This is a genomic window from Pseudomonas sp. CFBP 13602 (assembly GCF_014842725.1).
In the GTDB taxonomy this organism is placed as follows: Bacteria; Pseudomonadota; Gammaproteobacteria; order Pseudomonadales; family Pseudomonadaceae; genus Aquipseudomonas; species Aquipseudomonas baltica.
Genome location: NZ_JACYVT010000009.1, coordinates 129401 through 149704, shown reverse-complemented (window position 1 = coordinate 149704; position 20304 = coordinate 129401). Strand labels below are relative to the sequence as shown.

Annotated in this window: 18 protein-coding genes; 3 read left to right on the top strand and 15 right to left on the bottom strand. The window is 55.1% G+C overall.

Translation table 11 applies throughout. The features are described 5' to 3' along the window. Nucleotides 1-27: 27 nt before the first annotated feature. The 3 genes from IFU31_RS18960 to IFU31_RS18950 are packed head-to-tail and all read right to left on the bottom strand — an operon-like array spanning nucleotide 28 to nucleotide 3588. Nucleotides 28-1080, bottom strand: coding sequence for an ABC transporter permease (locus IFU31_RS18960; protein WP_192104175.1), 1053 nt, complete (start codon nucleotides 1078-1080; stop codon nucleotides 28-30). Nucleotide 1081: 1 nt separating this feature from the next. Next, complete coding sequence (locus tag IFU31_RS18955; protein ID WP_192104173.1) at nucleotides 1082-2044, bottom strand: ABC transporter permease; 963 nt, start codon at nucleotides 2042-2044, stop codon at nucleotides 1082-1084. After that, nucleotides 2041-3588: an ATP-binding cassette domain-containing protein gene (locus IFU31_RS18950; protein ID WP_192104171.1), complete on the bottom strand. Its 1548-nt coding sequence runs from the start codon at nucleotides 3586-3588 to the stop codon at nucleotides 2041-2043. The genes IFU31_RS18955 and IFU31_RS18950 overlap by 4 nt, the downstream gene beginning before the upstream one ends. Nucleotides 3589-3717: 129 nt before the next feature. On the opposite strand from IFU31_RS18950, the gene IFU31_RS18945 reads away from it, so the two are divergent. Next, a complete protein-coding gene (locus tag IFU31_RS18945) occupies nucleotides 3718-4668 on the top strand; it encodes a LysR family transcriptional regulator (RefSeq protein ID WP_192104169.1) in 951 nt (316 codons plus the stop codon). Between the two features lie 8 nt (nucleotides 4669-4676). Here IFU31_RS18945 and IFU31_RS18940 read toward each other — a convergent pair whose 3' ends face one another. The 8 genes from IFU31_RS18940 to IFU31_RS18905 are packed head-to-tail and all read right to left on the bottom strand — an operon-like array spanning nucleotide 4677 to nucleotide 13993. Continuing rightward, the gene (locus IFU31_RS18940; RefSeq protein ID WP_192104167.1) at nucleotides 4677-5519 is read right to left on the bottom strand and encodes an HpcH/HpaI aldolase/citrate lyase family protein; all 843 of its coding nucleotides are present in this window, start codon (nucleotides 5517-5519) and stop codon (nucleotides 4677-4679) included. Between the two features lie 30 nt (nucleotides 5520-5549). Then, nucleotides 5550-6368, bottom strand: coding sequence for an FAS1-like dehydratase domain-containing protein (locus IFU31_RS18935; protein WP_192104165.1), 819 nt, complete (start codon nucleotides 6366-6368; stop codon nucleotides 5550-5552). 9 nt (nucleotides 6369-6377) lie between these two features. Next, entirely contained in the window at nucleotides 6378-8039 is a 1662-nt protein-coding gene (locus tag IFU31_RS18930; RefSeq protein ID WP_192104163.1) for a GMC family oxidoreductase, read from the bottom strand. A 43-nt stretch (nucleotides 8040-8082) separates the two neighbouring features. Then, on the bottom strand, nucleotides 8083-9483 hold the full coding sequence (locus tag IFU31_RS18925) for a GntP family permease (protein ID WP_192104161.1): 1401 nt from the start codon (nucleotides 9481-9483) through the stop codon (nucleotides 8083-8085). 53 nt (nucleotides 9484-9536) lie between these two features. Then, a complete protein-coding gene (locus tag IFU31_RS18920) occupies nucleotides 9537-10757 on the bottom strand; it encodes a CoA transferase (RefSeq protein ID WP_192104159.1) in 1221 nt (406 codons plus the stop codon). Further along, entirely contained in the window at nucleotides 10754-11257 is a 504-nt protein-coding gene (locus tag IFU31_RS18915; protein WP_192104158.1) for a MaoC family dehydratase, read from the bottom strand. Before IFU31_RS18915 ends, IFU31_RS18920 begins: the two co-directional genes overlap by 4 nt. A 37-nt stretch (nucleotides 11258-11294) precedes the next feature. After that, on the bottom strand, nucleotides 11295-12773 hold the full coding sequence (locus tag IFU31_RS18910) for an aldehyde dehydrogenase (protein WP_192104156.1): 1479 nt from the start codon (nucleotides 12771-12773) through the stop codon (nucleotides 11295-11297). A 14-nt stretch (nucleotides 12774-12787) separates the two neighbouring features. After that, nucleotides 12788-13993 (bottom strand): CaiB/BaiF CoA transferase family protein, encoded by a 1206-nt coding sequence (locus tag IFU31_RS18905; protein WP_197979681.1) that lies wholly within the window; start codon nucleotides 13991-13993, stop codon nucleotides 12788-12790. A 395-nt stretch (nucleotides 13994-14388) separates the two neighbouring features. Between IFU31_RS18905 and IFU31_RS21715 the strand changes: the two genes are divergently transcribed. Beyond that, nucleotides 14389-14661: a hypothetical protein gene (locus IFU31_RS21715; RefSeq protein ID WP_244657708.1), complete on the top strand. Its 273-nt coding sequence runs from the start codon at nucleotides 14389-14391 to the stop codon at nucleotides 14659-14661. 398 nt (nucleotides 14662-15059) lie between these two features. Here IFU31_RS21715 and IFU31_RS18895 read toward each other — a convergent pair whose 3' ends face one another. The 4 genes from IFU31_RS18895 to IFU31_RS18880 all read right to left on the bottom strand — a co-directional run bounded on the left by IFU31_RS18895 (nucleotide 15060) and on the right by IFU31_RS18880 (nucleotide 19220). After that, entirely contained in the window at nucleotides 15060-15965 is a 906-nt protein-coding gene (locus tag IFU31_RS18895) for an N-acyl homoserine lactonase family protein (RefSeq protein ID WP_192104154.1), read from the bottom strand. A 51-nt stretch (nucleotides 15966-16016) separates the two neighbouring features. Continuing rightward, nucleotides 16017-16559 (bottom strand): hypothetical protein, encoded by a 543-nt coding sequence (locus IFU31_RS18890; RefSeq protein ID WP_192104152.1) that lies wholly within the window; start codon nucleotides 16557-16559, stop codon nucleotides 16017-16019. 976 nt (nucleotides 16560-17535) lie between these two features. Further along, nucleotides 17536-18408: a pirin family protein gene (locus IFU31_RS21770; protein WP_192104150.1), complete on the bottom strand. Its 873-nt coding sequence runs from the start codon at nucleotides 18406-18408 to the stop codon at nucleotides 17536-17538. A gap of 182 nt (nucleotides 18409-18590) precedes the next feature. Beyond that, nucleotides 18591-19220 (bottom strand): FMN-dependent NADH-azoreductase, encoded by a 630-nt coding sequence (locus tag IFU31_RS18880; RefSeq protein WP_192104148.1) that lies wholly within the window; start codon nucleotides 19218-19220, stop codon nucleotides 18591-18593. A 113-nt stretch (nucleotides 19221-19333) separates the two neighbouring features. Here IFU31_RS18880 and IFU31_RS18875 point away from each other — a divergent pair, with 113 nt between their 5' ends. Next, nucleotides 19334-20251, top strand: a complete 918-nt coding sequence (locus tag IFU31_RS18875; protein ID WP_192104147.1) for a LysR substrate-binding domain-containing protein — start codon at nucleotides 19334-19336, stop codon at nucleotides 20249-20251. Nucleotides 20252-20304: the final 53 nt, after the last annotated feature.

Here is a 20304-nt window from a genome sequence, read left to right as displayed (position 1 = left end):
TGTTGGTTTGCTATGAACGGTTTGGGTTTAGGCAACCTTTTTAGGCTTGCGGCGTTGCATCGAGCGCAAGTAGTCCATAGCCCCCTCGTGCTGAAGCAGAATCGCGAACAGGATGATTGTCCCTGAGATGATCGTTCTCCATCCCTGAGAAAAGCCCAGACTTGATATGATCATGTCGAGTACAGTTAGTAGCAGGGCACCGGCGAGGGTGCCGAGGAAACTGCCTCTCCCTCCGCTGATCGCTGAGCCGCCAATCACCACCGCAGCTACTGACGGCAGTAAGAATGGCTCCCCCATGCGAAGCGTCGCGCCGTTGGAGTAGCCAACTAGGAGCATTCCGGTAATACCCGCCAGCAGGGCGCACAACGCATACGTCATAATCGTTAAACGCACGGTGTGCAAACCAGCGAAACGCGCAGCGATCGGGTTTGAGCCCAATGCGTAGAGCCGTGTCCCGAAGCGGGTGCGTGCCTGGAGGACGTAAGCGATCGCCGTACCGAAAAGTGTGAAAATGATCACGACCGGGACGCCGAAGGTGCGGGCAGTCATCAGCCAGGTCAGAGAGTCAGGTGCCGTGCCGCTAGGTGCGCCTCCTGTAGCGCCCATACTGAGGCTGAAGACGATAATGCCCATAGCCAGCGTCATGATGAACGCGGGCACCCTGAACACCGCGACTCCTAAGCCATTCAAAGCCCCTACAGCGGCACAAATGCCCAGCGCAACAAGCAGTTTCCACTCTTCGCCCTCAGCGCCTACCCATGCCGTCGTTAGGATGCCGCCAAGGGTGATCACCGATGGGATAGACAGATCCAATCCCCCTATCAGCACCACCAGCCCTTGACCGAACGCGACTACGATAAGAAATGCGCCTAGGATCAATACCGTCTCAAGCTGCTGGGAAGCACTGGCATTCGGGTTTACCCAGCGAGCCACGAATAAGGCAATGATGCAGAGCACAAAGACAGCGCCGATGTTGAGAGCCTCGCGGGATATTCGCGCGGATGTCCTGGTATCCAGTAGCCCCTGATTCATACCAGACACCTGCACAGATTCAGTCGATTCAACTCTTCTGCTGTTCATCTCAGGCTCTCCTCATACGGATTCGATCGGCGGCATTCATCAGGCCAACTGCCAGGATCATCACCAGACCTTGTAACAATCCGATGTAGAAGGATTGGGCACCCACGGAGAACAAAAGCTTTTGCAGGAGCATCAGACTGGCAGCGCCGATGATGCTTCCGGTAAGGCCGCCTAAGCCACCACGGAAAGAGGTACCCCCCAGCGCAATCGCAGCGAAGGTCAGCAGAAGAAGTGAGTTACCTGAGGTGGGATTGCCCGTAGCGGTTTGAGCCGAAAGCATGTAGCCGGCCAAGGCATACAATCCGCCAGCTATCACGAACGCCAGGCAAAGCGTTCGCTGAACTTTTATGCCAGAGAGCGCTGCAGCGTGATCATCCTGGCCCACCGCATAGAGCGCGATCCCAAAGTCCGTGCGGCGAATGAACAGCCAGAAGGCGACCACAATCGCCAGCACGATACCCGAGGAAGGGACACCCGCGATGGTGTCCGTGAGGTTTTCGCTCAACCAATCGGCGACATGGCCACCGGGTGCATCGAGTACGACCAGCGAGAGGCCCAACGTCAAGATCATCGTTGCCAACGTCACGGCCACGGCTTGAAAGCCACCGTAAGCAACGAGAATGCCGTTCAGGAGTCCGATTGCGCAGCCAATCGCCAGTGAGATGCCCAGGCTGGCGACAGCGCCGCCAGGGCCTTCCAGCGGATAAGTCGCCAATACGACGTTCACCAGCGAGATCACGCCAGCAACAGATAGATCGAACCCCCGGATCAAAATGATCAAAGTGCCGCCGGCCGCAGCGATGGCAAGTGGAGCTGTGTTGTTGAGCAAATCATTGAAGGCGTAGGTACTCAGTGCACTTTTTTCTACAGCGGCATAGGCTATGTAGAGCGCGACATACAATATCGCCGCCATCCCTGCGCCGCTCTTGATAATGGGAGCCAGTGTCGAAATCACATTTTTCATGCGACAGCTCCTTCCAACTGGCGCTGGTTACCCGTCGCTGCTGCCACGAGTGCGGTCTCTTCGATTGCCTTACCCTCAAGCTGTGCGGCGATTCTGCCCTCGTAGATCACCAGGCATCGATGACTTAGACGTACCAGCTCGGCGAGTTCGGACGAGTACAACAAGACGCTTCCGCCTTGCCGTACGAAATCTTCGATTGCCAGATACAAGGCCTGTTTGGTACCTACGTCCACACCGCGAGTAGGATCAAAGAGCAGGAGTGTTTTTGCGCCCGTGAGCAGTACCCTGCCCAGGAGGGCTTTCTGCTGATTGCCCCCTGAGAGTTCCTTGATTTGGAAATCCAGGTAGCGGTCTTGGAGATCGACTTGGCTGGCGATTCCGTGGGCCAGGTGACGCTCCGCATTGCGAGAGGTGAAGCCCATCAGGCCTATGCGATTCAATGCGGACACTGCCATGTTCGAGCGAACGGCTAAATCTGCGAAGATCCCTTGAGTCTTGCGTTCTTCCGGTAATAAAGCGACCTGAATACCTGCGTTCAGTGCAGCAGACGGTGAATCAATTGATACGCTCTTCCCTTCCACCTCAATCGCCTTGACATGCTTGGGGATCAAGCCGTAGATCGCATGAAAAAGATCACACTGCCCCTGGCCGTCCAACCCTGCCAAACCCACGATCTCGCCCGGGTAGAGCTTGAAGCTGAGATCCTTAACCTTGCCGGCGGTAAGCCCTTCAACACGCAGACGAGGCTGCTGGGTCGTACGATTGCCAGTTGGCGTCGGCCGTACCGTTATGGCCGCCATGCGTTGACCAACCATCATTTCAAAGATTTTGGCGTCATTGGTGTCCGCCAGATCGGCGGTGCCGGTGCTGCGCCCACTGCGTAATACAGTCGCGCGGCTGCAGAGCTCACGGATTTCATTAAGTCGGTGGGAGATGTACAGAACCGCAGTGCCTTTGGCGGTCTGTCTGCGAATCAGATCGAACAACCAATCGGTTGAAGGCAGCGCTGCCGTGGGCTCGTCCAAGATCAGTAGCGCCGGATGATGGCTTAGCGCTCGAACAATTTCGAGTCGTTGCTTATCCGCGAGGGAGAGCTCGCTCACAAGTGATGCGGGCTTGATATGGTTGAGCCCGAAGGTGGACAGCGTCAGGCGCGCCGCTTTGTGATTGAGGAATGTGGAGTTCAGACCTTGCCAGCTCTTCGCCAATACCGGAAGTGCCAAATTGTCTGCGACCGTAAGATTAGGCAGCAGGCTAAGCTCTTGGAATGCTGTAGTCACCCCGCCCCTGCGCGCTTCCATGATGGTCTTGGGCGCGTACTGCGCGTCGCCAAAACTCATGCTGCCGCTGTTCGGGGTTACAACGCCCGTGAGGATTTTGACGAGGGTCGATTTGCCTGCACCATTCTCACCGAGTAAGGCGTGAACTTCCCCCGGGTAAATATCAAAGCTGACACCGCTAAGTGCGTGTGTTGGCCCGTAGGACTTGCGCAAATCACAAATTTTAAAAACGGGATCCGTTGGCAAAATGGGATTCGAATACACGAGGGCTCCTTTTATTTTTGTATGGCGCCATTACCTTTTTCAGTGAAATTGAGGTTACTGCGCACTGGCGAAAACGACCAATTCAATTATCATGGTGATTGTGCAATCTAATCTAACAATGAGTTCTTCATGGCCGTCCCACTTGATCCCCAGCCCCTGCCGAACGTCAATCTCAAGCTTCTGCAGGCATTCATGCTTGTCGCAGAGCATGGAAGCTTTCGACAGGCAGCCGACATTACGCACAAATCTCAATCGGCTGTGACTAGCCAAATCAAGCAGCTAGAAAGCCAACTCGGTGTTCAGCTCTTTCACCGAACAACACGACACGTCAGCCTCACCGAATCTGGCGTTGAGCTCTTAGATAGCGCTAAACGGGCGGTGCATGAGGTAGAGCTAGGTCTACGTCGTATCCAGGAAACGGCTGACTTGAAACGAGGGCGGATCTTTCTGGCTTGCTCGACCACTGTCGCGTCCACACGCTTGGCTAAAATCCTTGCGGCGTTCGAAACCGATTTCCCTGGGATAGAAGTTTTTGTCCACGAGCTAACCTCAGGCGACATGCACGACAGTATTCGCAAGGGAGAGGTCGATTTCGGGATCGGGCCTATAAGTGAGAATCAGGACTTCAACTTCGAGACCATCCTTACGGAAAATCTCTATGCCCTAGTGCCCAAAAAGCTACGAGCTGCCGGTGGGCCTACGATCACGATGACCGAGTTGGCGGAGCTGCCTTTATTGCTATTGAACTTCGCAACGATTCTGCGGGCGGTCGTAGATGACACTGCGAAACAACTCGGTCTAGAGTTGAAGACGCGCTACCAGTTTAACCAGGCCCAGACTCTGATATCCATGGCTAACGCAGGATTGGGCGCCGCAGTTCTACCCGCTGTGGTGCTGCCAGATCATCCGAGTCTAGACACCCACGAGATGCTGATCATTGAGCCGGAACTCACCCGCCAGTTGGCTATCATCACGCTTAAGGGCAGGAAGTTATCTCCCTCAGCTTCACGTCTGGCTCAGTTGGTGCGGCTGCTGATCACAGCACCGCACTCGGCTGATCGCGAGCTTGCTATGCGCTGATTGGAAGGTCAATTACTCACACTGTTGAAGATGCGTCTTGCTCGAGCGAGTACTGGCGCATCAATCATCTGGCCGTCGAGCTTGAATGCCCCGCGCTGCGTTTCAGCGGCAGCCAAGACACGGTTCGCCCAGTTGATCTCGCGGACTTCGGGTGCAAGGGCCAAATGGATATCCATGACCTGCTTGGGGTGGATACACAGTACACCGCCAAATCCCATTTGCACTGCTGTCTCAACTGCGTGCATCAAACCTGGCGAATCGTCGATCGCCGGAAACACTCCATCAAGGGCCGGGGCCAGTACATGAACCCTGGATTGGACGATAATGCTGGCTTTGAGATGCTCCAGCACGGTCAGGGCACCTGCCGAGCCATCCTTGAGCCCTAGATCAAGGGCCATGTCGATCGCTCCAAAGCAGAGTCTTTCCAAACCCAACGCTGAGCACAGATCACTCAGATTCGCTGCCCCCACGGCACTTTCGATGATTGGGACTACGGGCTTTCCGGTTGCAGCCGCGATCTCTATCTGAGCCTTGGTCTCAGCCTTGGGGAGCATGATCGCAACGACGCCATCATGCGCACGACAAAAAGAGAGGTCTTGCTCGTGTTGTACGTGGCCTGGTGAGTTAACACGTACCCACACACTCGCCTCAGGATTGGCGATCAAAAAATCGCCCAGCTGTTGCCTGGCGACAGCTTTCGTCCCCTCCTCCACAGCATCCTCAAAATCGATGATAACCCGGTCAGCGCCACTCGCGAGCGCTTTGGAATAGCGCTCAGGACGATCACCGGGTACAAAAAGCGCAGAACGTACAACATCGTGTGCGCAAGCTTGGTTCGAAGCGTTACTCATGATTAGCCCTGCTGTTGAATCGTGATGTGATCAATCAAACCCAATCTCGCCCACTTGTCCGACCCCGCTCTGATTCCCAGCCCAGACCGATGCCTGCCCCGATTGATTCATACGTCCACCAACAATAAGTTTGTCTCCGGCTATCAGCGGCCTCACGCCTCGGAACGCAAATGACCGGACAACTGAGTCTGGAGCAAATTTGGAGAATGCGCGCATCACGAGCGTGGCCGCGAGGGGGCCGTGCACTACAAGGCCCGGGTAGCCTTCCACCTCCGTAACGTACCGCCAGTCGTAGTGGATTTTGTGGGAATTGAAGGTGACCGCTGAATACCGGAACAGCAAGGTTGGGCTCGCATCGATCTCCTCAGACCATTCCGCTTCTGGCAGTGGTTCATCGTCAGACACCACCGCTTTGGTGACGGCGCGATAAACAATGTCCTGCTCCTCTACCAGTGTCACCTCACCGTCTTGAAGATAATCGTGACGTACTGTCACGAAGAGCAGCGAACCCGTTCGACCTTGCTTTTCTTTCACGTCCTGGATAGTTGATGTACGCTGGGCAGGCGTGCCTACCACGAGCGGTTTAAAGAAGGTCAAGCGGCCACCTGCCCACATGCGCGTCCTATCGCCCGCGTCTGGAAGAAAGTCGCCGGCCTTGGCATGCCCATCTGTACGCAGCGCCTCAGTTGAAGCCAGATCCTGGAAGTATGCCCAATGCCACAGCAGAGGTAAGGCATCTCCATCAACTGGCGGCTTTTCATTGAGCGTGGCAGCAATCCGGGCGGCATTCGCTCGGGTAATGACTTCTGCACGGTCTTGGGTTTTACCGATCCACTGTGAGTGATCCACGAGCCCTCCTTATGCGACGGCAGCTTCAGCTGTTAGACCTTGGCTTGCGACATTGTTGGTTGAACGCAAATCTTCCAGCACCATGTCCGCGCCTTTCTCGGCGATCATGATGGCCGGAGCATTGGTATTGCCTGAACTGATACTAGGCATGATCGAGGCGTCGATCACACGCAACCCCTCAATACCCCTCACGCGCAACCTTGAGTCCACAACGGCTGTCTCGTCGTTACCCATCCGGCACGAGCCAACAGGGTGGTACATGGACTGGCCGAATTTGCGAAGATAACCGAGCAATTCCTCATCGGTCTGGACGTTACTACCTGGCATGGTCTCTTTAACAATGTGCTGGGACAGCGGCTCGGCGGAGTGGATTTTCCGCATCCAGCGGATGCCGGCGATCAAGGCCTTGCAATCATCCTCGTGCGTCAGGTAGTTCATGAGGATGTTCGGGTCGTCGTAGGGATTTGCCGAATTGAGGCGGATGCGCCCGCGAGATTTGGGGCGAATCTGGCTGCAAGACGCGGTCACTACCGGGATCTTCTCAGGCACGATCTTGCCGTCCTCGGTTACGATGATGCTGAAAGGTCTGAACTGGATCTGCAGGTCGGGTGAGATCAGTGACTCATCGGATTTGATGAAACAGACCACCTGCGCCGCTGCCGAGGTTAGCAAGCCCTTACGTGCACCTACGTAGTGCAGCACATGAGGGATCAGGCGCCAGCCCTGGATTTCGTGGTTGATCGAAAACTTTGGCGTCACCTGATTAAGGAAGTGAACATACGCGTGGTCGTGAAGATTCTCACCTACGCCTGGCAGGTCGTGAACGACCTCGATGCCATGCTCTTTCAGATGATCTTTAGGCCCTACGCCCGAGAGCATAAGCATTTGCGGGGATGCGATGGTGCCGCCACTCAGGATGATTTCCTTAGCGAAGACCTCATGCTTATCGCTCTGACCCTCGATTGCGAAACGGACGCCGACAGCGCGTTTGCCTTCAAACAGAATCTTTTCAGCATGGGCGTTGACCTGCACCTCCAGGTTCGGTCGGCTACGCACAGGCTTCAGAAACGCTGTAGCAGCGGACTGGCGAACCCCTTTATCAACAGTCATCTGAGGGTAACCCACGCCATACTGCTGGGCACCGTTGAAGTCCTTGTTGAACGGAATGCCGATCGCTTGAGCCGACTTGATGAACGACAGAGACGCGGCGTGGGGATTGACTACATCTGAAATCGCCAGCTCCCCTGTCGCACCATGGTATTCATCGCCGCCGCGCAGTTGACGCTCACTTTTCTTGAAGTACGGCAGAACATCTGACCAGCCCCACCCTTCGTTACCCTCATCGCGCCAAGAATCGTAGTCATGCGAGTTGCCGCGCATGTAGACCAGACCATTGATGGCGCTCGACCCACCGAGCGTTTTACCGCGAGGACAGTACAGGACACGGTTGTTCAGCCCGGGCTCCTTTGCGCCTTGGTAGCGCCAGTTCACCTTGCTGTTGGAGAAAAGACGAGTCATCCCTGCTGGGATCTTGATCCAGAGCAAGTCGTCGGAAGGCCCAGCCTCAAGCAGCAGCACCCGCTTAGACGGGTCAGCGCTGAGTCGGTTCGCGAGCACACAGCCAGCCGAGCCTGCGCCCACGATGATGTAGTCATAGCTTTTAACATTCATGTGTTCACCCCTATCCTTTGTTTTTTTGTCGGGAGTTGGCCAGTCAAACCAGGCCTGTCAGGTAGAAAACTGCAATCACCACGAAGGCAGCCATGGTTTTGAAAATCGTTAATATGAAAATGTCGCCGTAGGCTTGGCGGTGGGTCAGGCCAGTGACAGCCATGAGTGTGATGATCGCGCCGTTGTGCGGCAGCGTATCCATGCCACCGGCGGCGATTGAGGCCACCCTGTGCATTACTTCGGCGGGTATCGAATACTGGTGGGCCAACGCAACGAAGTGGTCGCCAAGTGCTCCCAAAGTCAGACTCAAACCACCCGAGGAAGAGCCGGTAATCCCGGCAAGGACGTTCACGCTGACAGCGAGGTTTACCAGAGGGTCTTCAATGTGCGATAGCGTATCGGCGACCATTTTGAACCCGGGCAGCGCAGCAATTACCGCGCCGAACCCATATTCTGAGGCTGTGTTTACGCCTGCCAGGAGAGAACCTGAAACCGCGATCTGAGTGGAGTTTGTGAACTTGCCACGAATTCGGCTCCAGCCCAGCACCAACGTCGCCAGGATCCCCAGCGCAAGTGCGCCTTCCACCGCCCAGACAGCCGCCATCTTGGTGACGTCCTGTGCCACGGCGGCAAAATCGGGCCGGAAGGTCACCATTACTTGGTTGCCAGAACCGTAGTGAGAAAGTATCAGATCGAGTAGGAGCTTGTTGCCCACACCGACGATGATCAAAGGCAGTATGGCCAACCAGGGGCTTATCACATTCTCGTCGGTGTGCTGAGCCGGCTCATTGGTATGCCCGGAGCCGTAGCCCTCGCCCTTAGCCATCAGGCTCCGACGACGCATTTCCAAGTAGGTAATGCCACAGCCCGAGACGAAGATTGCGCCGATGATACCGAGCCAAGGTGCCGCGTAAGCATCGGTGCCGAAGAACGCCGTAGGTATGATGTTCTGTATCTGCGGCGTGCCAGGGAGCGAGTCCATGGTGAACGTGAAAGCACCCAGAGCAATCGTCGCAGGGATCAGCCGTTTCGGGATGTCGTTGCGGCGAAAGAGCTCGGCTGCGAATGGATACAGTGCGAATACCACCACAAACAGCGATACGCCGCCATATGTCAATACGCCACCAACGCAAACGATGCAGGTGATCGAATAGCTACTACCGAACCACTTCGAAATGGCGGTGACGATCGAGCGAGCAAAGCCCGAGACCTCAATAAGCTTGCCGAAAACTGCGCCCAGCATGAAGACCGGGAAGTACAGCTTCAACAACCCTACCATCTTGTCCATGAACAGCCCGCTATAGGCCGGAGCGACCATCGCGGGTTCGGTCAGCAGTACCGCAGCCAAGGCCGCAATCGGGGCAAACAGGATGACGCTGAAGCCTCGATAAGCAACAAACATCAGAAAGCCTAGGGACGCCAGGCAAATCAGTAGACTACTCATTCAGATCGCTCGCTTTTATTTTTGTAAGTCGCACGTTCCGCAATCGCAGATGATTAATCAGAAGCACCCGCGACAATGCCCTTGTCTCTCAAGGCACTGATCTCCTGCTGGCTGAGCCCGAGGAGATCAGCCAGCACCTCATCGGTGTTCTGCCCAAGCTCTGGCGCGGGCTGGATGGCATGGCGCTGCGATTGCCCAACTCTCAGAGGCGTGCCGGCCGCCAAGTGCTCCCCCACACCAGAGGTCGTGATGCGCTCGAATACGGGGTTTTCCAGTGAGACCCGGTTGTCCTCGTGGAGCAACTGCCGCACGGTGCGGTAAGGCCCATAGGCCACTCCGTGTTGGGTCAAGTGCGCTTCGATCTGCGCGAGTGAGCGCTTCGAGCACCACTGCTTGACCAACGCCCCCAGGAGCTCGCGGCCTTTGAATCGATCGGACTCATTGTCGAAGTTGACGCCCAGAGCGGACTGCAGAGATTCAATTACCCCCTCAAGGTCACAGGCTTTCACCAGGGCACGCCATTGCCGGGACGAGATGGCAACGATCATCACGCGTCGGCCATCATTGGTCGCAAAGTCGTGACCAAACGCCCCGTAGAGGTAGTTGCCCAGCGACTCGCGCGGCTGTTCGATCAGCTCGGACTCTGTCAGCAAACCAAGATGAGAAAGCGTCGAGAAGGCGCTGTCAGAAAGCGCCAGCCGTATCTCAGCGCCCTCTCCGGTCTGCTGACGGCGCGCCACGGCAGCTACAATGGCGGTAGCCGCCTGATTGGCGCAGATGACGTCCCACGCAGGCAGCGTGTGGTTCACCGGACGATCAGCTGATCCATTCCCTGTGAGCATCGGGTAACCCGTTGCGCAATTGACGGTGTAGTCAACCGCGGTGCTCCCATCGAAGTTACCTTCAATAGTGCAGGAGATCAGGTCAGGCCGTAGCTCAGACAGCAGCTTGTGGCTCAGCCATGGGGTGCCGATATTGGTGAGCAGGATGCCACCGGCTTCGCCCGGCGCTCCGACCAATTGCTGCAACAGCTCACGCCCTTCCGGCCGTTTGATGTCGATCGCAACCGACTTCTTGGCCTTGTTGAGGCTTGTCCAGTAGATGCTGCGACCTTCGGGCATCATGGGCAGACGTTGATAGTCGATCCCGCCCCCGATCAGGTCTACCCGAATCACCTCTGCACCCAGCTGTGCGAGGGTCATCCCACACAGCGGAGCCGCGATGAATGCCGAGCTCTCGATGACTCGAACACTTTTGAGCAGATCGTAATTCATGATCCTTCCGCTCCACGTGCACGCAGCTCGGTAGCGTTCTGCCGGGTAGGTACCAGGCAGGCGCGAATGAAGCTTATGCAGACGGTGCCATCCTGATTGAATGCTTCGGTACGTGTCGTCACGATGCCCTGCCCTGGACGCTTGGCACTTTCGCGAACCTCGGTGACCTCGGAACGGGCATACAGGGTATCGCCAGGGAAGACCGGCGCGCTCAGCTTGATGTCCTTCCACCCCAGATTGGCGATGGCATTGAGGCTGACATCGTCCACGGTCAGGCCCAGGACGATCGCAACCGTCAGCCCGCTGTTGATCAGGGAGCGGCCGAATTCGCTTTTGGCCGCGAAGTTACTGTCGCAGTGCATCGGGTGCCGGTTCATCGTCATCAGGCTGAACTGGATGTTGTCCGTCTCAGTGATGGTGCGGCCAGGCCAGTGACGATAGGTATCACCGACCTTGAAGTCTTCGAGGAAGCGGCCAGGCATTGGAAATTGCGTGGTCATTATTTTTATCCTTCTCTGCAATCGGCGCTTTCGTGAATCAGCCGAGGACGAATGGATCTGGGGTTTCCAGCGCTGTGCTGATCCACACGGTCTTGGTCTGCAGATAGGAGTAGATAGCGTCCTGGCCGTTTTCATGACCCACACCAGAACGTTTGAAGCCACCGAACGGCGCCATGTAGCTCACTGCGCGATACATGTTGATCCAGACCATGCCAGCTTGGAGGCGCTCGGACATCAGCAGCGAGCGACGAGTGCTCTGCGTCCACACACCAGCTGCCAGGCCATAAGGCGTGTCGTTGGCAATCGCGATAGCGTCTTCTTCATCTTTGAACGGAATGATGCTCAGGACTGGGCCGAAGACTTCTTCGCGAGCGATGCGCATTTGGTTGTTTACGCCGGTAAAGATAGTGGGCTCAACGAACAAGCCATTGCCGCATTCAGGCTTAGTCGAAGGGTTGCCACCCAGACGGCATACCGCACCCTCTTCCTTGGCAATACCGATGTAATCCAGAATCTTCTGATATTGAGCGGGAGTGGTAACCGGGCCCACCTGAGTGGTCGGCAGCATCGGATCCCCCATCTTGGCCGTGGCAGCAAACGCCAGAAGTTTGTCAACGAACTCGTCGTGGATGGACTCCTGTACGAGCAAGCGCGAGCCCGCAACGCAGGTCTGTCCAGTGGCAGCCATGATTCCGCCCACTACACCCTTCACGGCGTTATCCAGGTTGGCATCGTCGAACACGATGTTTGGTGACTTGCCCCCCAGCTCAAGGGTGACCTTCTTGAAGTGCTTGGCAGCCGACTCATAGATCTTCTGACCGCCGTATTCACTGCCGGTGAACGCAATTTTGGCCACGTCTGGATGGGTGACCAGTGGCTCGCCGACTTCAAGGCCGAACCCGGTGACAACGTTGACCACGCCGCTCGGGAAACCGGCTTTCTCAATGAGCTTGGCCAGTTCCAGCGCCGATGCTGAGGTGAACTCCGAAGGCTTCAGGACGAAGGTATTACCAGCGGCGAGACCTGGCGCGAGCTTGTTAACAGCGAGGAGCAGCGGCGAGTTCCACGCCGTGATCGCTACGCACACGCCCAGCGGCTCATAGCGCGTGAAGGTGAAGGTGTCTGGCTTATCGATAGGCAGAACGCCGCCTTCGATCTTGTCGGCCAAGCCGCCGAAGTAATAGAAATACTGGGGAAGGTAACGGACTTGACCACGCATTTCAGCGAGGAGTTTGCCATTGTCGGCGACTTCTGTCGCAGCCAGATGCTCGACGTTTTCGGCAATCAAATCACCCAGGCGGCGCAGCAATTGGCCCCGGACACTGGCCTTCATTTTCGACCATTCAGGCGAATTGAACGCTGCTTTTGCGGCAGCTACTGCTTTCTCAGCGTCAGCAGCACGACCACGAGGCAGTGTCGCCCAGGTTTCGCCGGTGTAGGGATTTTTGGTTTCAAAAGTCTCACCATCAGCAGCCTCAACCCACTCGCCACCGATGTACATTTTATAATTAGACATTGTCGATTCCTTGTTCAAATCACTTTGCTTGCTTTAAGGGCCTGAAGGGTTTCGGGGGATACGCCAAGCAAGCGGCTTAGGACGTCCTCGGTGCTTGCCCCTAGCGCTGGGCCGGTAGAAACGAAGGCCGCCGGCGTTTCGGAAAGCCGTGGCATGGCATTAGGCAGAACCAACTTACCGATACGTGGGTCTTGAACCGTGATGAGGTTCTCCCGCTCGGCGAACTGAGGATCTTCGAAAATATCGGCGATGGAATTCAGCGGGCCGGCGGGCACCTGCCCTTCTTTGCAGACATCAAGCAGTTCTTGCTGCGTAAAGCCCGATACCCAAAGCGCCACTAGGGCATTGATCTTGGCGCGCTCTTTCACGCGGTCTGGGCTAGTAGGATATTCCTCGGCAAGCTCTGGCCTATCCATCGTCTGGGCCAGTCGTTGGAACATGCGGTCGTTGCTGCAGGCCAGCGCGATCCACTGGCCGTCTCTTGTTTGGTAATGGCTGTGGGGAACCACGTTGATGGTGTCCGCACCCATGCGCTCACGCACGTAGCCAAATTTCGCATAGACGGGCGCGATCTCGTCGAGCAAGCGAAAGACCGATTCATACAAGCCTATATCGACGTACTGACCAATCCCACCGGTCTGAACGGAGCGCAGTGCGAGCAGCACACCGATAGCACCCCACATGCCAGAAATATAATCGGCAAGAGAAGTCGAACCAGGCACCACGGGCGGGCCGTCCTTCTCTCCCGCTAGGAATGCGAGCCCACCAAAAGCGTGAGCGATGCGTGCGAAGCCTGGCTCGCCGCGTTTAGGGCCGGTCTGACCGTAGGCGCTGACTCGGAGCATCACTAACTTGGGGTTGATCTCACGAAGGGACTCGAAGCTCAGGCCCCATTTTTCTAAAGTACCCGGTCGAAAGTTTTCAAGCACCACGTCCGATTTCGCGACAAGCTGCCTGAAGAGATCAGCGCCCTGCTCAGAGCGCAGATCAAGCGTCACGGACTGCTTGTTACGGGCCTCACTTAGCCAGACCATGCTGTCACCGCACTCGGTGGGTGTTCCGAATTTACGTAGGGTATCGCCCCCTGCGGGCTGCTCGATCTTGATTACCTCGGCACCAAAATCTGCAAGGATGGTTCCGCAGAATGGAGCGGCAACGAATGTAGCAATGTCCAGTACACGGACACCTGCCATAGGCTGATTGTTATTTGTTTGGCCCAATTTGAGATTCCTCAGCTGGTGTTCATCGCCAAGTGCATGAACCTGCACCGGCGAGCTGAGATGATCGTAAGAGAATCCGGAGAATCGTACTAATTGAATAATAATTTTGATTATTCGATTTTGTCTATCAATGGGGGGCGGCCGCCGCGATCGCACCGCTAACCCCCTATTGGTGACACAGGAATTTCAAGGCTGGGCGTATGGATTTCTCACTTCGTCGCGAGTGGATTTACCTGCGCCATTGTAAATACCTGTAAAAATTCAAGAGTATCGGTACGCCAGCATTCCTAATGTGTTTCGGATACGGCTATTTATCCAACATCTCTAAAAACTCAAAATGTAATCAAAGAACGTGACAACATAAAAAGCCCCACACCCTTTTTCTCTCATGAGAATTGAACACAGATCTGCAAATTGCTGTAAAAACCGTACCAGGCACCGGTACAAGTCAAGGCAATGGCCAAGCAATGGTGAAGTCACTCGCAGCTGAAGGAATTAAGGTCATCGCGAGCGAGCGCAATGAAGAACTTTTAGCTAGGTCGTTATTAAAAATCAAAGTATCTGGCGGTCTCGCTCCAGTCACTTTTGCCAAGGTCTTTGTCGCTACTAACGGCGCGGAAAGAAATGTTACTGCTGCATTGGCCGCGATGGGCCACATCGGCATTTGATCAACAACGCCGGCGGCAGCAGCAGCCCGATGGGCATCGGCACATGAGAAGAACGTTGGATTGAAGGCATGACGCTTAACTTTGACCATCTTCGCCAAGTCACTCAAAAGCTGTTACCCGAGATTCTCGCCCGCACCGGTGAAGAGCGTCAGAAGTTCCTGGAGCGCGAGGTACCAATGCGTGACTTTAGCAACCCAAAGACGTAAGCAACGCTGTGACGTTCCTGGCCTGCCCTCGCGTCCGCAAAATCATTGGCACGGTACTGGTGGTCGACAGTGAGATGCGTCGCTACTCGTTCTAATCCGATCGTCGCGGACATCGACGCATGTCCACTGAAACCCATTTAGGTGAAGCGCTGTACATCTCATGAACAGCGCTTTTTCCTCAAATACCTAAGCTTACAGGACAGCAGAAGCTTGGTCGTCGGCGAGACAAAGCTCACTAACACGCAGACCGATCTTTGAAATTCGCGAAGGGAATACATCTTTAAGGCGCTCCTCGTGGATCGGTATCACCCGTTTGACTTGGTAGTCCACTGCTTTGAGCATGTCGTCCGAAGCGGTGATGAGGTTGGTATTGCTACCCATGGCGAAGCCCACGGGTTTAAGACTCAGTTTGCCCTCAATCTGCCCGTCGCTGACCTGTGGTTCGGCTACGAGATTATCGTATACGTAGACTAAATCACCCGCCAGCACCCAGCCATTCTGGGACTGCCGGGCTAAATCGTTACGTACGTGCACCCACATACAGCCGTAGGTATGACTGTCGAAGGCAACGTGAAGATCGACACCCGGAAGGACGTCTTCCTGAGGGCCATCGATGCAACGCAGACGACCCTGTTTGGTCAATTCTACAGCTCTCAGGATGTCCGAGGGATCCGTACCGGTCATCATCCACTGCATATGCTCTGGCTGTGCCATTGCCCAAATCCACTTGGACAGTTCGCGCTCCTGGATGTAGAAAGTGGCATTCGGGAAGGCATCGGTGTTGCCCAAGTGATCGAAGTGGGAGTGTGTAATGAAGACGGTATCCACCTCTTCAGGCGTGATTCCAAGCTCTTCGAGCACTTGCTTCGGCGAGTGCCAGTGTTCGACACCGAAACGATCACCTAGCACCCCACCGTAAGCGGAATGGTTGTAACCAACGTCCACCATCATCGTATGGCCGCCACCTTTGATCACCACATAGCAGTAGGGAAGCTTGCAAACCCCTTCGTTATGAGCGCCCGAGAGAACGCCGCCAATGGGATAGTTAGTGACATAGGCGTATTCAGCCACCCAGATGGAGTAGGTATTTTGGGACATGGTGTGCTCCTTATTGTTTTTGGCGAAGGCACAGGGTTTGGAAAGGTTTGGCTAGGGTGTTGTCTTGATCACACAGCACGCGCAGGCGTCTTCGAATGCCACCGGCTGCAGGGATACCACTGGGTCTGCAGCGCAATGGAGCATGGCGCTTACCGATTTCAGCGCGGCCAGCCATTGCGCCAGCTTCGCAGTGAGCTCGCAGGGATCATTTACCGCCCCATGTAAATCCAGGGCGATCTGGTTCAGTTGCCGTGCTGCGGTCTGCATGTGAGTGAGATGGGGAATGGCACCGGTGGGCGCAATCACAGAATTAAGATCATCCAAGCAGGACGCTGTCTGTTCCTTCGGTGTACGCGACATTTCGAAGTAGGTATCGAAGCAACCTTTTGCCTGGCCCAGAATCAGCAATCCCCCGATCTGGCCGATGAGTCGGTTCATCCGCTCGTAATGCGGGCGTATCCGGCTTGCGTAGTACACCCAGTTATCTGAGCGCACGTTGACGCCGATTATCGCATTGGCGGGAGCCATAGGTGCAAACATCCCGGCGATCTGGACTGCGATCTTGGGTTTTTCTGCAGCAAAACTGAGTTCCATCGTCCAAGTCCTCGTTTAGCAGGTAGCAGGCATAGCTCATCGCAAGCGATGCTTGTGTCATCAAGCAATTAGGTAGGACAGTATCGGTTCTGCCCTTCCACGATAAGCCGTGTTGGAGCAACGCCTACGTGTGGCGGTAATAAAGTTTTGCCAACGCCCTGTGCCGCTCAACGGACGACGCTGAGCGTACAGATTTATTAGGCTTTGAGATCATTTGGGTGCGTTCTTGCAGCTTCATGCAAACCTCTAGTCAATCTTGTTTTTGTTCGCAGCGACCTAGACCTTAACCCCAAGGGGTTATGTGATCTATTTCAATTTTCAAGATGATTATGCAAAATCCTCAATCAATCGTAATTGTAGGGGGAACGAACCTTCCAATCCGATCTAGAGCGACAAACCTTGCGTAGCAATTCCTCGGCTACGTTTATATCAAGCGCAGTGAACGATCCGTCACCCCATGATTTATGACCAACGTTAACGTCCATTCGCATTAAACTGGGGAAACGTGACAGCTTTTCTTCAGATAGCCTCTGGAAGGCTGGAAGGCTGAAAGGTCTGCCGTCACAATCATGGGTAAATAGTCCGTATCCCTAACAGACGCTGGGCCTGAAGAATGAATGGTATCCATCGTAAGGCCCCTTCAAATGCTGCTACAGCGTGCTGATGATCTTCCCTTAACGGTCGCTGTCGTTGCGTGTAGGCGATACGCACCCAGTCCTTTGACCTGGATGCCGGCTTGAATTCGCGTACGCCTCTGCCAATGTAGATCTCGTTAGCTGTTAGACGATGCTTTTGCTCATTGCCGCAATGATACAACAGCAACCCTTTAGGATTGGTTAGCTTTTACCCCGATAGCTCAACGTAAGCATAGATACGCTCCACTACGACTCGATGGTACCTATAGCCTGGCAACTGATAACCTGCGGCTAGTTTCAACCATAAACCCAGTGTCGTTCACCAGCTGATCAAGTTAGGTTTAGTCACCGATTTCAAGCAACTTGTTAGCCCCGTTGAATTTGCCGGCTTTGTAGTCTGCGAAGGCCTGTCGGATCTCTTCTTTACTGTTCATAACGAATGGGCCCTGGGCTACAACCGATTCGTTGATTGGAGTGGCGTGACCGAACAATAAGACAGTGCTAGCCGATGCTTCAATCTCGATTTCATCGCCGTCGCTGTTCATCTCCACCAGGTGCCATTGGCCAACCGTCTTACCTGAAACGGCGACTCTGCCACCTATAACATAGAGAAAAACGCTGCGGGTACAGGGCGCAGAGATGGTTACTTTGGCGCCGGCCGACAGGCGCACCACGGACATGAACACCCCGGTTAGCGAAGTGATTGGGCCGTGGACACCCGAGAATTCGCCCGCAATGAGCTCGAGACTTCCTTTCCCACCTGCAAGGGATAGGTGAGGGATCTGCTTTTTCTGGACGCCAGAATAGCGTGGAGGACTCATCTTCAAGTGTGATGGAAGGTTTACCCACAACTGAAGGATCTCCAGCGCGCCGCCGGTTCTCTTAAAGGATGGCGGAGAGATTTCGGAATGAATCAGGCCAGAGCCGGCCGTCATCCATTGCACACCACCAGCTTCTATAACGCTTTCATGGCCACCCGTGTCGTGGTGTGCAAGGCTTCCCTCAAGTATGAACGTGACCGTTTCGAACCCCCGATGCGGGTGTGGGCCGAAGGGAAGACCATTGTTGCCAGGTTTATACACCATCCGACCATGATGGTTGAGAAAGAGGAAAGGGTCGATCTGATCGATCTCTGGCCCCGGAATAGGCCGACGCGTGATTAGGTCGGCAATATCATCGCGGTATGCAGGGTGGGATCTTTTGACTGTACGCACCGATTATTCCTTCGCGGATTGAGCGGTTAAATAGTTTTTGGTAACCGCCGTGTAGTTCGGCGTGTTTGCGCAGTAAATGCCCACAAAGACCACAGTTCCAGAACGGCTCCAGGTTTTCTGAAGCTCGCCGGTGGTCATATTTATGATCAGAATCACAATCGCCTAAATAAGGCGGGCAGTGGTTATTTGCTTTTTACGTTCGGCCCTGTCTGAACCTGAATGTCAGCTTCGGCTACGGCGACTGCTTTCGCCTTCACCTCGTCGCCCATGGCCAGCCCTTCGGCACGTACGAAGCGCACATCTGTTATGCCAAGGAAACCGAATACTGCCAGCAGATAGCTTTCTTGGTGATCCAGCGTTTCATGAGGCAGACCGGCATACATGCCGCCTCGGGTGGACACTACGATTACGGTCTTGCCGGTTGCCAGCCCTTCGGAACCTGCAGCCGTGTAGCGAAACGTGCGGCCGGCTTGCGCAATCCGATCAATCCAGGCTTTGAGCTGAGTCGGTATGGTGAAGTTATACATAGGTGCGCCGATCACAAAAGCGTCAGCTTCCAGGAATTGACTCACCAGTCTTTCGGTCAACTCGTTTTCCCGTTTCTGAGCTGGCGTGAGTTCGGGTGAATCGACCCCGAGGCGAAATGCTAGTGAGTCACTGTCTAGGTGTGAAGGGGCAGCCTCAGCTAGATCCAGGTATTCGATGTGCGTCCCAGGATGGTTGGCTGCCCACCAAATGGTGGTTTTGCGGCTGAGCGCTCGCGAAACAGAGAAGGAGCCTAGCTGGCTCGAATCTATATGCAACAGCTTCATATTATCTCCTGATGCGGCGAGGAATTTGCCTGCGCGCGAAAATAGATTATGCGGTAGACATAAAGTCCTGATAAGTTGGTAAAATTGAGTTTGATTGTTCTACTGGCGGAACGATGCAGAACCTGAATGACATGATTTTTTTTGCAGAGGTAGTAGATCGGGGCGGATTCACAGCTGCTAGCCGTTCTTTAAGCGTGCCTAAATCCAGGCTGTCGCGGCGCATCAGTGATCTTGAGTCCCGATTGGGGGTGCGCTTGCTGCAGCGGACAACGCGTAAGCTTTCGCTCACCGAGGCAGGTGAGATCTATTACCGCCATTGCGTTGCGTTACGCGAGGAGGCTGAAGCCGCTGATGAGGCAATTGCACATGCGCAGAGCGAACCACGGGGTACCGTGCGAATCACCTGTCCTGTTACCCTTGCCCAGACAATCCTTGGGCCAATATTGCCTCGATTCGTCGCAATGCATCCACAGGTGCGTATTGAACTGCAAGTGACTAATCGGGTGGTTGATCTGGTTCATGAAGGCGTTGATGTCGCTCTTCGCGTACGTCCTAATCTCGAGGACAGTGGCAGCTTGGTAGTCAAGAACTTGGGAGCAACATACTCTGTGCTGCTCGCGAGCCCCAAACTACTGGATCGCCTCGGCAAGCCTGGGTTGATAGAGGAGCTGCATCGATTGCCCACGTTGGCGATGTCGGCTTTGGATGGACGCACAAGTTGGTGCCTAGTGGGGCCTGATGGTGAAAAATTTGAGTTGCATCATCGGCCAGTGTGCACTGCGGATGACATGCTTGTACTCAAGTCCGCCGCATTGGAAGGCATCGGCATGGCGCTGCTTCCAGACTTCATGTGCAGCGATGAGATAAGTCAGGGTTTGCTTTTGCCAGTGCTTGAGGGATGGTCGCCGCCTGCGCTAAAAGTCCTAGCGGTGTTTCCTACCCGGCGAGGCATGATGCCTGCCGTTCGGTCATTCCTTGATTTTCTCGCAGAAAACGTCACAGGTGAGAAAATCATGCTCCAAGAAAAATAGGGCAACAATACCGCTTCTGCGCCTCAACCTCTGGTATGCCTAACGGCTCGCAA